Source organism: Geodermatophilus sp. SYSU D00663 (genome assembly GCF_054050655.1).
The window spans coordinates 51515-65456 of the sequence record NZ_JBJGZT010000021.1 but is presented as its reverse complement, the minus strand read 5'-3'; the positions used below and the strand labels follow the sequence as shown (position 1 = coordinate 65456).

Below are 13942 nucleotides of genomic sequence, written 5' to 3'. Positions count from 1 at the left end.
GCCCGGACCGCGTGCCCCCTCCGGGCGGGGCGCCCGGCGCGGAGCGGCACCGGGTGCCCCCGCGTCCGTACCATCGCCGCCGTGCCCAAGCTGTCCGACCTCGGACAACTCCCCAAACGGCTCGTCGTCGGCCGGCCGGTCCGCAGCGACCGCGCGGGGGAGTCCCTGCTCCCGAAGTCCCTGGCCCTGCCGATCTTCGCCAGCGACCCGCTCTCCTCCGTGGCCTACGCCACCCAGGAGATCCTGATCGTCCTGACGCTGGCCGGCACCGCGTTCCTGTTCCTCGCGCCGTGGCTGGCCGTCGTCGTCGTGCTGCTGCTGGCGACCGTCGTGCTGTCCTACCGCCAGGTGGTGCACGCCTACCCCTCGGGCGGCGGCGACTACGAGGTCGCGATGAAGAACCACGGCCAGTTCGCCGGGCTCACCGTCGCCAGCGCGCTGCTGGTCGACTACGTGCTCACCGTGGCCGTGTCCGTGTCGGCGGGCACCGACAACATCATCTCGGCCTTCCCCACGCTCAACGAGCACCGCGTGCTCATCGCCGTCGGGCTGGTCGCGCTGCTGGCGGCGACCAACCTGCGCGGCGTGCGGGAGTCGGGCAAGACGTTCGCCGTCCCGACGTACCTGTTCGTCGCCGGGATCATGGTCATGATCGTCACGGGGCTGGTCCGCGACCTCTTCACCGACTCCCCGGTCATCGCCGAGAGCGCCGGCTGGTCGGTCCTGCCAGAGGCGGGCTACGACGACCTCGGTGGCGTCGCGCTGGTGTTCTTCGCGCTGCGGGCCTTCGCCTCCGGGTGCACCGCGCTGACCGGCGTCGAGGCCATCGCCAACGGCGTCCCCGCGTTCCGCCCGCCGAAGTCCAAGAACGCCGCGACGACGCTGGCGCTCATGGGCGGGATCGCCGCGACGATGTTCGCCGGCGTCACCGCGCTCGCCCTGTTCGGCGACGTCCGGTACGCGGAGAACACCTGCGACCTCGTCGGCTTCCCGGGCGACTGCGAGACCGACCCCCAGCGCACGGTCATCGCCCAGCTCGCCGCGGCCACCTTCGGCGGGGACACCTCGGTTGGCTTCTTCTACATCCAGGCGGCCACCGCTCTGGTGCTGATCCTCGCCGCCAACACCGCCTTCAACGGCTTCCCGCTGCTGGGCTCGGTGCTCGCACAGGACCGGTTCCTGCCCCGCCAGCTGCACACCCGCGGCGACAAGCTCGTCTACAGCAACGGCATCCTGCTGCTGGCCGGCTTCGCGGCGCTGCTGATCCTCGCCTTCGAGGCCGACCCGAACCGGCTGATCCAGATGTACATCGTCGGGGTCTTCACCAGCTTCACGATCGGCCAGTGGGGCATGGTGCGGCACTGGAACCGGGAGATCCGGCTGTCGGGCGACGCGGCCGAGAAGCGGCGGATGCGCCGCTCGCAGGTCATCAACACCATCGGCGGCAGCCTGACCACCGTCGTCCTGGTGATCATCGTGGTCACGAAGTTCACCCGCGGCGCCTACCTGGTCATCCTCGTGATGCCGGTGCTCTTCCTGCTGATGAAGGCGATCAACCGGCACTACTCGCACGTGGCCTCGCAGCTGGTGCCCGACACCGACGCCCGCATGCTGCCGAGCAAGGTGCACGCGATCGTGCTGGTGTCCAAGGTGCACAAGCCGACGCTGCGGGCGCTGGCCTTCGCCCGCGCCACCCGGCCCGACGTGCTGACCGCGCTGACGGTCAACGTGGACCCGGGCGACACGCGCGCGCTGCAGGCGGACTGGGAGCGCTACGACGTCCCGGTCCCGCTGACCGTGCTGGAGTCGCCCTACCGGGAGATCACCCGGCCGGTCGTCGACTACGTCAAGGGCATCCGCCGGGACAGCCCCCGCGAGCTGGTCATCGTGTTCGTGCCGCAGTACGTCGTCGGCCACTGGTGGGAGAACGTGCTGCACAACCAGAGCGCGCTGCGGCTGCGCGCCCGGCTGCAGTTCCAGCCCGGCGTCATGATCACCACGGTGCCGTGGCAGCTGGAGAGCTCCATCGGCCGCGGCGACGAGGACGACCGCCGTTCCGGCCCCATGCCCGGCGACCTGCGCCGCGGCCTCACCGACGACCAGGTCGAGGCCACCCCCTATGGCTGACCGGCGGCGCCGGCCGGCAGCCCGCCCGGCCCGCCCGCCCCGGCCCGACCGGGGTGCGGGGTGGACCGGCCGGGAGTTCGAGGTGACCGTCGGCCCGGTCGCGCACGGCGGGCACTGCGTGGCCCGGCACGAGGGCCGGGTGGTGTTCGTCCGGCACGCGCTGCCCGGTGAGCGGGTGGTCGTCCGGGTCACCGAGGACCGCCAGCCCGGCTACTGCCGCGCCGACGCCGTCGAGGTGCTCGAGGCGGCAGCCGACCGGGTGGAGCGGCCCTGCCCGCACAGCGGCCCGGGGCGCTGCGGCGGCTGCGACTGGCAGCACGTCTCCTGGGAGGGGCAGCGGCGGCTCAAGGCCGACGTCGTCCGCGAGCAGCTCACCCGGCTCGGCGGCCTGGACGCCGCCGACCCGGTGCTGGCCGGCCTCGCCGTCGAGGCGCTGCCCGGCGGGCCGCTGCGCTGGCGGTCCCGGGCGCGGTTCGCCGTCGGCCGGGACGGGGTGCCCGGGCTGCGCCGGCACCGCTCGCACGACGTGCACGTCCTCGACGACTGCCCGATCACCGTCGAGCCGGCCGCGCGGGCGGTGCTGTCGCGGCGCTGGCCGGGGGCCGGGGCGGTGGACGTCGCCGTCGACTCGGCGGGCACGGTGACCACCACGCGGCTGGACCGCCGCGGCGTGCCGACGTCGACCCGCGTGCTCCGGGCCGGCGACGACGTCCCCGCCGAGCCGGCCGGGCGGGCCGGGCGCCACGCCGCCGGGCGGGACTGGGAGGTCGAGGGCACCGGTTTCTGGCAGGTGCACGAGGCGGCCGCCGACGCGCTGGTGGGCGCGGTGTCCGCGCTGGCCGGCGTGCGGCCGGGGGAGACGGTGCTCGACCTGTACGCCGGCGCCGGGCTGTTCGGCGGCGCGCTGGCGCCCGGGGTGGGGGAGTCCGGCCGGGTGGTGTGCGTGGAGGCCGACGCCGAGGCGTGCGCCGCCGCGGAGGTCAACCTGGGCGACCTGCCGCAGGCCGAGGTCTGGCAGGGCGAGGTGGACGCCGAGGGGCTCACGGGGCTGCTCGAGGAGCTCGGCGGCGTGCCCGACGTCGTGGTGCTGGACCCGCCGCGCGCCGGGGCGGGTGCCGCGGTGAGCCGCGTGCTGGCCGGCACCGGGGCGCGGGCCGTCGTCTACGTCGCCTGCGACCCGGCGTCGCTGGGCCGCGACGTCGCCGCCTTCACCGGTGCCGGGTACCGCCTGGCCGCCCTGCGCGCCTTCGACGCCTTCCCGATGACCGCGCACGTGGAGTGCGTCGCCCTGCTGGTGACCGCCTCCTGATCGGCCCCACGGGGAGGGCCCGGCACGGTGGGCGGCGGGGCGTGCAGGTCCACGTCGTCACCCATCCCGCGGTCCTGGTCGACCCGGCCGTGCCGTCCCCGAGGGGGGCTGTCCGACGCTCGCCGCGCGCGGCTGCAGCACCTGATCGCGCTGCCGTGGACGGTCCGGCTGGCGCGGGTCGTCTCAGCGCCGGGCGCAAGGCCGGTGACGTCGTTGGTGTGCCGGGTGCTCGGTGTGCCCACCGCCCGGTGGTGGGACCAGCCGGGGCAGGGGAGCGTCTTCTCCTCCGACCCGGCGACCGGCCACGGCGCCGGTTCCCGGGCGCGGCTGGGGCTGCCGGACGGCGCCTCGCTACCGTGTCCTCCGTGACCACCTGGGAGTACGCCTCGGTCATCACGGCCAACGACACCGAGTCGCAGCGCGCGGGGGTGAGCGTCAAGCTCCCCGGCGGCTCGCTGGAGCGGCAGCAGGGGGACACCAGCTCGGTGCTCAACCGGCTCGGCGGCGAGGGCTGGGAGCTGGTCAGCTACCACTCGAGCGGTGCGGGCACCTGGGGTTTCGAGCAGTTCTGGCTGAAGCGACAGCGGGACTGATCGCGCTCCGCCCGTGTCGATCATCGGCTGCATGCACGCGACGCGCGCCGACACGCCGGTACGGGCGGCACGCAGCCGGATGATCGACGCGACCGTGGTCGGGCCGGTCCGTCGGTGATCACGAGCGGGTGACGACGGCGCGCCTCCCGTCGAACACGTGTTCGACCTGCGGCAGGATGCCGGACGTGGGTGCGAGCGTGCCTCCGGGCTGGCCGGAGCAGGTGCGGCCCCCGCGCGCCCCCGACTGGGAGCAGACCGCGGTGGCCTGGCTGTTCGACCTCGTCCCGCCCGACTACCGCGCCCACGAGGTGCTGCGCCGCTATCCGCTGCTGCTCGCCCGGTTCGCCGGCGACCACGTCGCGGCCGGCCTCGAGGCGGCGCGGGCGGGCTGGCGCACGGTCCGCGTCGAGCTGGCCGACCACCTGCCGCCGGACGCCATCGAGGCCGCCGTCACCGCCTACGAGCGGGAGGGCGCGCGGCTGGCCGCGGCGGCGCGCGGCGTCGAGGTGGTCGCCGGGGCGCTGCGCGGCGAGGTCTGGGTCCCCCGCCTGTAGTAGTGGCACCCGGGGGCCCGGTCGTCGTCCGCGGGCCCCCGGGGCCCTAGCCGGTCAGCCGGTCGGCCTCCCGGAGCGCGACCGCCAGCGCGCCGAGCACCTCCGCGCGGGCCCCGAGCGAGCCGGGGACCACGGTCAGCTGCTCGGCCGCGGCGGGGATGGCGGACTGCTCGAGCGCCCGCCGCAGCGGGTCGACGAGCAGGTCGCCGGCGGTGCCCAGCTCGCCGCCGACGACGATGCGGTCGGGGTTGAGCACGTTGACCAGGCCGCCGAGCACGAAGCCGACCGAGGCCCCGGCGTCGGCGATCAGCCGACGGCAGGCCTGGTCGCCGTCCTGGGCGCCGGCCACCAGCGACCGCAGGTCGGTGTAGTGGGGGGCGGCGGTGTTGATGGCCCGCAGCAGGGCGGTGCCGCCGGCGGTCAGCTCCAGGCAGCCGCGGTTGCCGCAGCGGCACAGCGGGCCGGTCGGGTCCAGGCTCACGTGGCCCATCTCGCCGGCGGTGCCGGTGACGCCGCGCAGCAGGTCGCCGTCGATGACCAGCGCCCCGCCGACGCCGGTCGCCATCTTCAGGTAGAGGGTGGCGCACGAGCCGCGGCCGGCGCCCCAGCGGACCTCGGCGACGGCGCCCAGGTTCGCGTCGTTCTCCACGATGACCGGGACGCCGAGCCGCTCCTGCAGCGCCGGCGCCGGCGTCCGGCCCGACCAGCTCGGCAGGATGTTCGACCGCGCCACGGTGCCGCGCGAGCTCGCCGCCCGGCCGACCACCGGCGTCGGCAGGCCGACCACCGCGCCGACGACGTCCTCGGTGCAGGCGCCGGCCCGCCGCAGCTCGGCCCGCACCTGCCCGGCCACGGTGTCGAGGACCGCGTCGGAGTCCAGGTCGGCGACCGGCAGCGTGGTGGTCTCCTCGCCGACGATCTCGTGCGAGAGGTCGGCCACCGCGACCCGGACGTGGGTGCGCCCGATGTCGACCCCGACGACCACGCCGGCCCGGCGGGTCAGGTGCACCAGCCGCGCGGGCCGGCCGCCGGTCTCCACCGCGCCCGCGTCGTCGCCGGGCGCCACCAGCCCGCGGTCGACGAGGTCGGCCACGTAGCCGGAGACCGTGGCGCGGGAGAGCCCCGTCCGCTCGACCAGCTGCGCCCGCGTCGAGGGGCCGCTCACCCGCAGTGCCTCGACCAGCCGCCGCGAGGGGCCCGTGACGTCGGGCAGCCACGGGCGGAGGTCCATGGCGGGCATCGTCCGAGCGTGCCCGTGTTCTGTCAATCACCGACAGAAGGGGCGCCCATCGGTCGGGTGAGCGGGATGCGGCGCGTCGGGAGTGACGGAACCGTCCCGTCTCGGACCCGGTTCGACAGGAGGTGCGCGCCGTCGCGCGACTACAGTGGGTCGGCGGCCGTCGGAGGGCCGTGCCCCGCCGCCGACAGAGAGGACACCGCCGCCCCGTGTCGCTCCTGCGCTCGCTCCGCGACCCCGCCGACCTCCGGGCCCTGCCCCCCGAGCAGCTGCCCGCGCTGGCCGCGGAGATCCGTGACGCACTCGTCACCAGCGTCGCCCGCACCGGCGGCCACCTCGGGCCGAACCTCGGCACCGTCGAGCTCACCATCGCGCTGCACCGGGTCTTCGAGTCCCCGCACGAGCCGATCGTCTTCGACACCGGCCACCAGGCCTACGTGCACAAGATGCTCACCGGCCGGGTCGAGGGCTTCGACCGGCTGCGCCAGCGCGGCGGGCTGTCGGGCTACCCGAGCCGCGGCGAGAGCGAGCACGACTGGGTCGAGAACAGCCACGCCTCGACCGCGCTGTCCTACGCCGACGGGCTGGCCAAGGCCTTCGCCGTCCGCGGTGACAAGCGCCCGGTCGTCGCGGTCGTCGGCGACGGCGCGCTGACCGGCGGCATGGCCTGGGAGGCGCTGAACAACATCGCCGCCGCCCAGGACCGGCCGGTGGTCATCGTCGTCAACGACAACGGCCGCTCCTACTCGCCGACCATCGGCGGTGTCGCCGACGCGCTGGCGGGCCTGCGGCTGCGGCCGGGCTACGAGCAGGCGCTGCTGGCCATCCGTCAGGCCCTGCACAAGGCCCCGGTCGTCGGCTCGGCGCTCTACGACGCGCTGCACGGCCTGAAGAAGGGCGTCAAGGACGTCCTGGCGCCGCAGGGCATGTTCGAGGACCTCGGCCTCAAGTACGTCGGTCCGGTCGACGGCCACGACGTCGAGGTGCTCGAGTCCGCGCTGCGCCGGGCGCGGTCGTTCGGCCGCCCGGTGATCGTGCACGCGGTCACCACGAAGGGCTTCGGCTACCCGCCGGCCGAGACCGACCAGATCGACGCCTGGCACGCCACCGGCGTCTTCGACCCCGACAGCGGCACCAGCCCCGCGGTCGCCCGCGACTGGACGACGGCGTTCTCCGACGAGCTGGTGCGCATCGGCGCCGAGCGGAGCGACGTCGTCGCGGTCACCGCGGCGATGCTGCACCCGACCGGCCTGGCCGCCTTCGCCGAGCGCTTCCCCGAGCGGACCTACGACGTCGGCATCGCCGAGCAGCACGCGCTCACCAGCGCGGCCGGCATGGCGATGGGCGGGCTGCACCCGGTCGTCGCGGTCTACTCGACCTTCCTCAACCGGGCCTTCGACCAGCTGCTCATGGACGTCGCGCTGCACCGCCAGCCGGTCACCGTCGTCCTCGACCGCGCCGGGGTCACCGGGACCGACGGCGCCTCGCACAACGGCATGTGGGACATGTCGATCTGCTCGGTCGTGCCGGGGCTGCACCTGGCCGCGCCGCGCGACGAGCCGACCCTGCGCGAGGCGCTGCGCGAGGCGGTCGCGATCTCCGACGCGCCGAGCGTGGTGCGCTTCCCCAAGGGCCCGCCGCCGCTGGACATCCCGGCGCTGGAGCGGCGCGGCCCGGTCGACGTGCTGCGGCGCGGGGAGCGGGAGGAGGTGCTGCTGGTCGCCGTCGGCGCGATGGTGCCGATGTGCCTGGCCGCCGCCGAGCGGGCCGCCGACCACGGCATCGAGGTGACCGTCGTCGACCCGCGCTGGGTGCTGCCGGTCTCCGACGAGCTGGTCGAGACGGCCGCCGCGCACCGGCTGGTCGTCACCGTGGAGGACGGCGGCCGGGCCGGCGGCGTCGGGACGACGCTGTCGCAGGCGCTGCAGGACCGCCAGCACGACGTGCCGGTGCGCGCGCTGGGCCTGCCGCAGGCGTTCCTCGACCACGGCAGCCGGGGCCAGGTGCTCGCCGACTGCGGCCTGACCGAGCAGGACGTCGCCCGCCGGATCGCCGAGTGGACCGCGGTGCTCACCGAGCGGGCCGAGCAGCAGCTGGCCGCCGAGCCCGTGGACGGCGCCCAGCAGTAGTCGGAGGACCCCGTCCCCCTCACCCTCCGCAGGCTCGGGGCGAGCCTCCGGACGGGGGCCGGCCGGGGACGTCGGACCGGAGGCCGTCGTGCAGGTCATCGCGGAGATCCAGGTCGCGCCGTCCCCGGCCGGGACGCCCGACGACCCGCACGCGTACGTGGAGGCCGCCGTCCGGGTGATCCAGGCGTCCGGCCTGCACTGCGAGGTCGGGGCGCTCGGGACCACGCTGGAGGGCGACGCCGACGCCGTGTGGGCGACCCTGCGGGCCGCGCACGAGGCGATGCTGGCGGCGGGCGCCACCAGCGGCATCTCGCACGTGAAGGTCGCCTCGGTCGACCGCACGATCGAGTCGCTCACCCACAAGTTCCGCTGAGACGGCGAACGGCCCAGGCCCCCGCGCGGGGACCCGGGCCGTCGTCGTCCGGTGCGCACCTCCGCGGAGGTGCACGGGATCAGGCCGGGAGGCTGGCCACGCCCCCCGGCAGGAACCGCGAGCCGGTGACCGCCTCGGAGACGCCGGTGCGGTCGAGGTGGGCGGAGATGCCGCCCAGCCAGAACGGCCAGCCGGCGCCCAGCACCATGCACAGGTCGACGTCCTGCACGGCCTGGACGACGCCCTCGTCGAGCATCAGCCGGATCTCCTGGGCCAGCGCCCGCACGGCGCGGTCGCGGACCTCGTCCTCGGTCAGCGGGGAGTCGCCCGCGTCGATGCCGGCCAGGTCGGGGTCGACCACGCCGGGCTCGGAGTAGACGCTGGTCTTGCCCAGCTCGACCATCTTCCTCAGTCCCTCGCCGACGGCGAACCGGTCGGGGAAGGCCTCGTGCATCCGCTCGGCCACGTGCAGCGCCACCGGCGGGCCGACCAGCGTGAGCAGCTCGAACGGCGACATCGGCAGGCCCAGCGGGTCCAGCGCCCGGTCGGCGACGGCCACCGGCGTCCCCTGCTCGACGGCCGAGGTGACCTCGCCGAGGAAGCGGGTGAGCAGCCGGTTGACGACGAACGCCGGGGCGTCGGCGACCAGCACGCAGGACTTCTTCAGCGCCTTGCCGACGGCGAAGGCGGTGGCCAGCGCGGCGTCGTCGGTCTGCTCGGCGCGCACGACCTCCAGCAGCGGCAGGACCGCGACCGGGTTGAAGAAGTGCAGCCCGACGACCCGCTCGGGGTGCTCGAGCTTCGAGGCCATCTCGGTCACCGACAGCGCCGAGGTGTTGGTCGCCAGCACGCACTCGGGGGAGACGACGGCCTCCACCTCGGCGAACACCTGCTGCTTGACCGACATCTCCTCGAACACGGCCTCGATGACGAGGTCGGCGTCGGCGAAGACGGCCTTGTCCAGCGCGCCGGTGACCAGGCCCTCGAGCCGGTTGAGCTCGTCGGGGGAGAGCCGGCCGCGGGCGGCGAGCTTCTCCAGCTCCCCGTGGACGTAGCCGACGCCCTTGTCCACCCGCGCCTGGTCGACGTCGGTGAGGACGACGGGCACCTGGAGCCGCCGCACGAACAGCAGCGCCAGCTGCGAGGCCATGAGCCCGGCACCCACGACGCCGACCTTGGTGACCTTCCGCGCCAGCGACTCGTCCGGCGCGCCGGCCGGCCGCCTGGCCCGCTTGTTGACCAGGTCGAACGAGTAGAGGGAGGCGCGGAGCTCGTCGCTCATCAGCAGGTCGGTGAGCGCCTGGTCCTCGGCGGCGGTGCCGGCGGTGAACGCCTCGCCCTCGACGCCGTTGCGGGCGAGGTCGAGCAGCTCGACGGCGCGCAGCGCGCCGGGGGAGGCGTCGCGGGTCCGCGCCCGGACGACGGCCCGGGCCCGCTCGATCGCGGCGTCCCAGCCCGACCGGTCCACCGCGGGCCGCGCGACGGTCACGTCGCCGTTGAGGACCGCCACGGCCCACTCCAGCGACCGCTCGAGGAAGTCGGCGGGCTCGAACAGCGCGTCGGCGATCCCCAGCTCCGCCGCCCGCGGGCCGGAGGTGACCTTGTTCTGCGCCAGCGCGTTCTCGACGATCACGGTGACCGCCGGGTCGATCCCGATCAGGTCCGGCAGCAGCTGCGTGCCGCCCCAGCCGGGCACCAGCCCGAGGAACACCTCGGGGAAGGCGACGACGGCGGTACTCGCGATCGTCCGGTAGGTGCAGTGCAGCGCCAGCTCGAGGCCGCCGCCGAGCGCCGCGCCGTTGACGAACGCGAACGTCGGGACGCCGGCGTCCTTGAGCCGCCGGAACACCCGGTGGCCGGTCTCGGCGATCTCCCGGGCGGCCGCGGTGTCGGTCACCGCCGGGACGCCGGAGAGGTCGGCGCCCACGGCGAACACGAACGGCTTGCCCGTGACGGCGATGGCCGCGGGCGCGGGGGTGTGCGCCGCGATCCTGTCGAGGGCGGCGTCCAGCGAGGCGAGCCCGCCGGGGCCGAAGGTGGACGGCCGGGTGTGGTCGTGCCCGTTGTCCAGCGTGATCAGCGCGATCTCGCCGGCCAGGCCGGGCACCCGCACGTACCGCACCTTGGCGGCGGTGACGACCTCGTTCTCGAAGACGGCGGTGCTCACTTGGCCGCACCCTCCCAGTCGGTGTTCTCCCAGATGACGGTGGCGCCCATGCCCAGGCCCACGCACATGGCGGTCAGGCCGTAGCGGACGTCGGGGCGCTCGGCGAACTGCCGCGACAGCTGGGTCATCAGGCGGACGCCGGAGGAGGCCAGCGGGTGGCCGACGGCGATCGCGCCGCCCCACGGGTTGACCCGCTCGTCGTCGTCGGCGATGCCGAAGTGGTCGAGGAAGGCCAGCACCTGGACGGCGAAGGCCTCGTTGAGCTCGAACAGCCCGATGTCGTCGATGGTCAGGCCGGTGCGGGCCAGCGCGCGCTCGGTCGAGGGGACCGGGCCGACACCCATGACCTCGGGCTCGACGCCGACGAAGCCGTAGCCGACCAGCCGCATGCCGGCGGTCAGTCCCAGCTCCTGCGCGACCTCCTCGGCTGCCAGGATGCAGCCGGTGGCGCCGTCGTTGAGGCCCGCGGCGTTGCCGGCGGTCACGTGCCCGTGCGCGCGGAACGGCGTCTTGAGCGTGCCCAGGCCCTCGAGGGTGGTGTTCGGCCGCGGCGGCTCGTCGGCGGTGGCCAGGCCCCAGCCGTGCTCGGCCGAGCGGGTCGCGACGGGCACCAGCTCCGGGCCGATCTGCCCGTTGGCGAGGGCCTTGGCGTACTTCTGCTGGCTGGCCAGGGCGAACGCGTCGGCGCGCTCCCTGGTCAGGTGCGGGAAGCGGTCGTGCAGGTTCTCCGCGGTGGAGCCCATGACCAGCGCCGAGCCGTCGACGAGCTGCTCGCTGAAGAACCGCGGGTTGGGGTCGGCGCCCTCGCCCATCGGGTGGCGGCCCATGTGCTCGACCCCGCCGGCGATGGCGACGTCGTACGCGCCGAAGGCGATGCCGCTCGCGGTGGTGGTCACGGCGGTCATGGCCCCGGCGCACATGCGGTCGATCGCGTAGCCGGGGACCGACTTCGGCAGCCCGGCCAGCAGCGCGGCGGTGCGGCCGATGGTCAGGCCCTGGTCGCCGATCTGGGTGGTGGCGGCGATGGCCACCTCGTCGACCCGGTCGGCCGGCAGCGCCGGGTTGCGGCGCAGCAGCTCACGGATCACGCGCACGACCAGGTCGTCGGCGCGCGTCTCCGCGTAGACGCCCTTCGGGCCGGCCTTGCCGAAGGGGGTGCGTACGCCGTCGACGAAGACGACCTCACGCAGCGAGCGGGACATGGGACCTCCGCAGCAGGGGGAGCCGGCCCGGGCACGGGGACGGCGCAGGTGAAGTTACCCGTGGGTAACCGCCGCTCCAAGCGCGACCCGACCCGCGCGGGGCACCGGGGCCCCCGACACCTCACCCGGACGGAGGTCACGGTCCGGCAACGCCACCGACCCGGGGTTGCGACCCGTGTGACCCGGGGCGCATATTGGCCGCCGCACTTCTGCAGATTCCCGACGGAACGGTGGACCCATCCATGGCGCGACGGCGCACCACGATGACGGCCCTGGCGGCCGCCCTGGTCTTCAGCCTCGCTGCGTGCGGCAGCGACAGCGGCGGCGGCGACGGCGGCGGCGGCGACAGCGGCGGCGGCGGCGGTGGCGGCGAGGCCGCCGGCAAGGTCGGCGTGATCCTCCCCGACACCGAGTCCTCGGTGCGGTGGGAGAACTTCGACCGGCCCTACCTCGAGGCGGCCTTCGAGGAGGCCGGTGTCGAGTACGACATCCAGAACGCCGAGGGCGACGCCCAGCGGCAGGCGACCATCGCCGAGCAGATGATCACCGAGGGCGCCACCGTCCTCGCGATCGTCAACCTCGACTCGGCCTCCGGCGCGCAGATCCAGGAGCAGGCCGCCGCCGAGGGCGTCCAGACGATCGACTACGACCGGCTCACCCTCGGTGGGTCGGCCGAGTACTACGTCTCCTTCGACAACACCGAGGTCGGCCGCCTGCAGGGCCAGGGCCTGCAGCAGTGCCTCGAGGCCAACGGCGTCACCCAGGGCAACATCGCGTTCCTCAACGGCTCGCCGGACGACAACAACGCGACGCTGTTCTCATCGGGTGCCCACGAGGTCCTCGACCCGCTGACCCAGTACACGCAGGTCGCCGAGCAGGCCGTGCCGGAGTGGGACAACCAGCAGGCCGCGACGATCTTCGAGCAGATGTACACCCAGGCCGGCGGCAACATCCAGGGTGTGCTGGCCGCCAACGACGGCCTCGCCAACTCGGTCATCCAGATCCTCGGCCGCAACAACGCCGCCGGTCAGGCCAACGTGACCGGTCAGGACGCCACCGTCGAGGGCCTGCAGAACATCCTCAACGGCGACCAGTGCATGACGGTCTACAAGTCGGTCCGCGACGAGGCCAACGCGCTGGCCGAGCTGGCCGTCTCGCTGATCAACGGCGAGGAGGGCGAGACCACCGGCACCGTCGAGGACACCGAGGGCGGCCGCGAGGTCCCGTCGGTCCTGCTGACGCCGCAGGCGATCTTCCGCGACAACGTCAAGGACGTCGTGGACGACGAGTTCGTGACCGCCGAGGAGCTGTGCACCGGCGACTTCGCCGCCGCGTGCCAGGAGCTCGGCATCTCCTAGTGGTCACCAGCCGCCGGGGCGCCCATCATGGACGCCCCGGCGGCTGCTGCCGTAGCCCCACCAGCGCGACCGAGAGGCCCGGTGTGTCCGCTCCCACCGACCGTCCCCAGGACGGCACCCCCACCCTGGAACTCCGCGGCGTCAACAAGAGCTTCGGTGCCATCCAGGTCCTGCACGACGTGCACATGAAGGTCTACCCCGGACAGGTCACCGCGCTCGTCGGCGACAACGGGGCGGGCAAGAGCACGCTCATCAAGTCCATCGCCGGCATCCACGCCATCGACTCCGGCGAGTTCCTCTTCGAGGGACGGCCGGTCACCGTCAGCGGGCCGCGCGAGGCCGCGGCCCTCGGCATCGAGATCGTCTACCAGGACCTCGCCCTGGCCGACAACCTCGACGTCGTCCAGAACATGTTCCTGGGCCGCGAGCGCAAGAACGGCATCCTCCTCGACGAGACGTCGATGGAGGAGGCCGCCCGGGACACCCTCAGCAAGCTCTCCGTCCGGACCCTGAAGTCCGTACGCCAGCTCGTCTCCAGCCTCTCCGGTGGTCAGCGGCAGACGGTCGCCATCGCGAAGGCCGTGCTCTGGGAGTCCAAGCTGGTCGTCCTCGACGAGCCGACCGCGGCCCTGGGCGTCGCGCAGACCAGGCAGGTCCTCGACCTGGTCCGGCGGCTGGCCGACACCGGTCACGCGGTGGTCTTCATCAGCCACAACATGGTCGACGTCTTCGAGGTCTCCGACCGGATCGCGGCCCTGTACCTGGGCCGGATGGCGGCCGACGTGCCGATCTCGCAGGTCGACCGCCCCCAGGTGATCGAGCTCATCACGGCGGGCCGGTCGGGCGACCTGGGCATCGCACCCGCCGAAGCCGCGGCCGTGGAGGTCTGACCC

11 protein-coding genes are annotated in these 13942 nt (G+C 74.4%); 8 read left to right on the top strand and 3 right to left on the bottom strand.

Annotated features, from left to right (window positions below):
* Positions 1-81 precede the first annotated feature (81 nt).
* From ACI79Z_RS16475 to ACI79Z_RS16460, 4 genes are all read left to right on the top strand, one after another.
* Positions 82-2127: an APC family permease gene (locus ACI79Z_RS16475; protein ID WP_387990866.1), complete on the top strand. Its 2046-nt coding sequence runs from the start codon at positions 82-84 to the stop codon at positions 2125-2127.
* Positions 2120-3436: a class I SAM-dependent RNA methyltransferase gene (locus tag ACI79Z_RS16470; protein WP_456903260.1), complete on the top strand. Its 1317-nt coding sequence runs from the start codon at positions 2120-2122 to the stop codon at positions 3434-3436. The genes ACI79Z_RS16475 and ACI79Z_RS16470 overlap by 8 nt, the downstream gene beginning before the upstream one ends.
* 365 nt (positions 3437-3801) lie before the next feature.
* Positions 3802-4029 carry a DUF4177 domain-containing protein gene (locus ACI79Z_RS16465; RefSeq protein WP_387990871.1) on the top strand — a complete coding sequence of 76 codons (228 nt, stop codon included), beginning with the start codon at positions 3802-3804 and terminating at the stop codon, positions 4027-4029.
* A 185-nt stretch (positions 4030-4214) separates the two neighbouring features.
* A complete protein-coding gene (locus ACI79Z_RS16460) occupies positions 4215-4583 on the top strand; it encodes a hypothetical protein (RefSeq protein WP_456903259.1) in 369 nt (122 codons plus the stop codon).
* A 46-nt stretch (positions 4584-4629) separates the two neighbouring features.
* On the opposite strand, the gene ACI79Z_RS16455 is transcribed toward ACI79Z_RS16460, so the two are convergent.
* On the bottom strand, positions 4630-5814 hold the full coding sequence (locus tag ACI79Z_RS16455) for an ROK family transcriptional regulator (protein WP_387990877.1): 1185 nt from the start codon (positions 5812-5814) through the stop codon (positions 4630-4632).
* Positions 5815-6029: 215 nt separating this feature from the next.
* Between ACI79Z_RS16455 and dxs the strand changes: the two genes are divergently transcribed.
* Both dxs and ACI79Z_RS16445 read left to right on the top strand, forming a co-directional pair.
* Positions 6030-7949, top strand: coding sequence for a 1-deoxy-D-xylulose-5-phosphate synthase (gene dxs, locus ACI79Z_RS16450; protein ID WP_387990880.1), 1920 nt, complete (start codon positions 6030-6032; stop codon positions 7947-7949).
* A gap of 88 nt (positions 7950-8037) precedes the next feature.
* Positions 8038-8322 carry a thiamine-binding protein gene (locus ACI79Z_RS16445; protein WP_387990883.1) on the top strand — a complete coding sequence of 95 codons (285 nt, stop codon included), beginning with the start codon at positions 8038-8040 and terminating at the stop codon, positions 8320-8322.
* Between the two features lie 79 nt (positions 8323-8401).
* Here the strand turns inward: ACI79Z_RS16445 and ACI79Z_RS16440 are convergent, their stop codons facing one another.
* Both ACI79Z_RS16440 and ACI79Z_RS16435 read right to left on the bottom strand, forming a co-directional pair.
* Complete coding sequence (locus ACI79Z_RS16440; protein ID WP_456903258.1) at positions 8402-10489, bottom strand: 3-hydroxyacyl-CoA dehydrogenase NAD-binding domain-containing protein; 2088 nt, start codon at positions 10487-10489, stop codon at positions 8402-8404.
* Positions 10486-11691 (bottom strand): thiolase family protein, encoded by a 1206-nt coding sequence (locus ACI79Z_RS16435; protein WP_456903257.1) that lies wholly within the window; start codon positions 11689-11691, stop codon positions 10486-10488. The genes ACI79Z_RS16440 and ACI79Z_RS16435 overlap by 4 nt, the downstream gene beginning before the upstream one ends.
* A gap of 242 nt (positions 11692-11933) precedes the next feature.
* On the opposite strand from ACI79Z_RS16435, the gene ACI79Z_RS16430 reads away from it, so the two are divergent.
* Together ACI79Z_RS16430 and ACI79Z_RS16425 are read left to right on the top strand one after the other, a co-directional pair.
* Positions 11934-13049, top strand: a complete 1116-nt coding sequence (locus tag ACI79Z_RS16430; RefSeq protein WP_387990892.1) for a sugar ABC transporter substrate-binding protein — start codon at positions 11934-11936, stop codon at positions 13047-13049.
* Between the two features lie 83 nt (positions 13050-13132).
* Positions 13133-13939 carry an ATP-binding cassette domain-containing protein gene (locus tag ACI79Z_RS16425; protein ID WP_387990895.1) on the top strand — a complete coding sequence of 269 codons (807 nt, stop codon included), beginning with the start codon at positions 13133-13135 and terminating at the stop codon, positions 13937-13939.
* Positions 13940-13942 lie beyond the last annotated feature (3 nt).

Coding starts and splice junctions, on each gene's coding strand:
- ACI79Z_RS16455 (WP_387990877.1), bottom strand. CDS start 5,814: ATGGACCTCCGCCCGTGGCTGCCCGACGTCACGGGCCCCTCGCGGCGG.
- ACI79Z_RS16470 (WP_456903260.1), top strand. CDS start 2,120: ATGGCTGACCGGCGGCGCCGGCCGGCAGCCCGCCCGGCCCGCCCGCCC.
- ACI79Z_RS16435 (WP_456903257.1), bottom strand. CDS start 11,691: ATGTCCCGCTCGCTGCGTGAGGTCGTCTTCGTCGACGGCGTACGCACC.
- ACI79Z_RS16430 (WP_387990892.1), top strand. CDS start 11,934: ATGGCGCGACGGCGCACCACGATGACGGCCCTGGCGGCCGCCCTGGTC.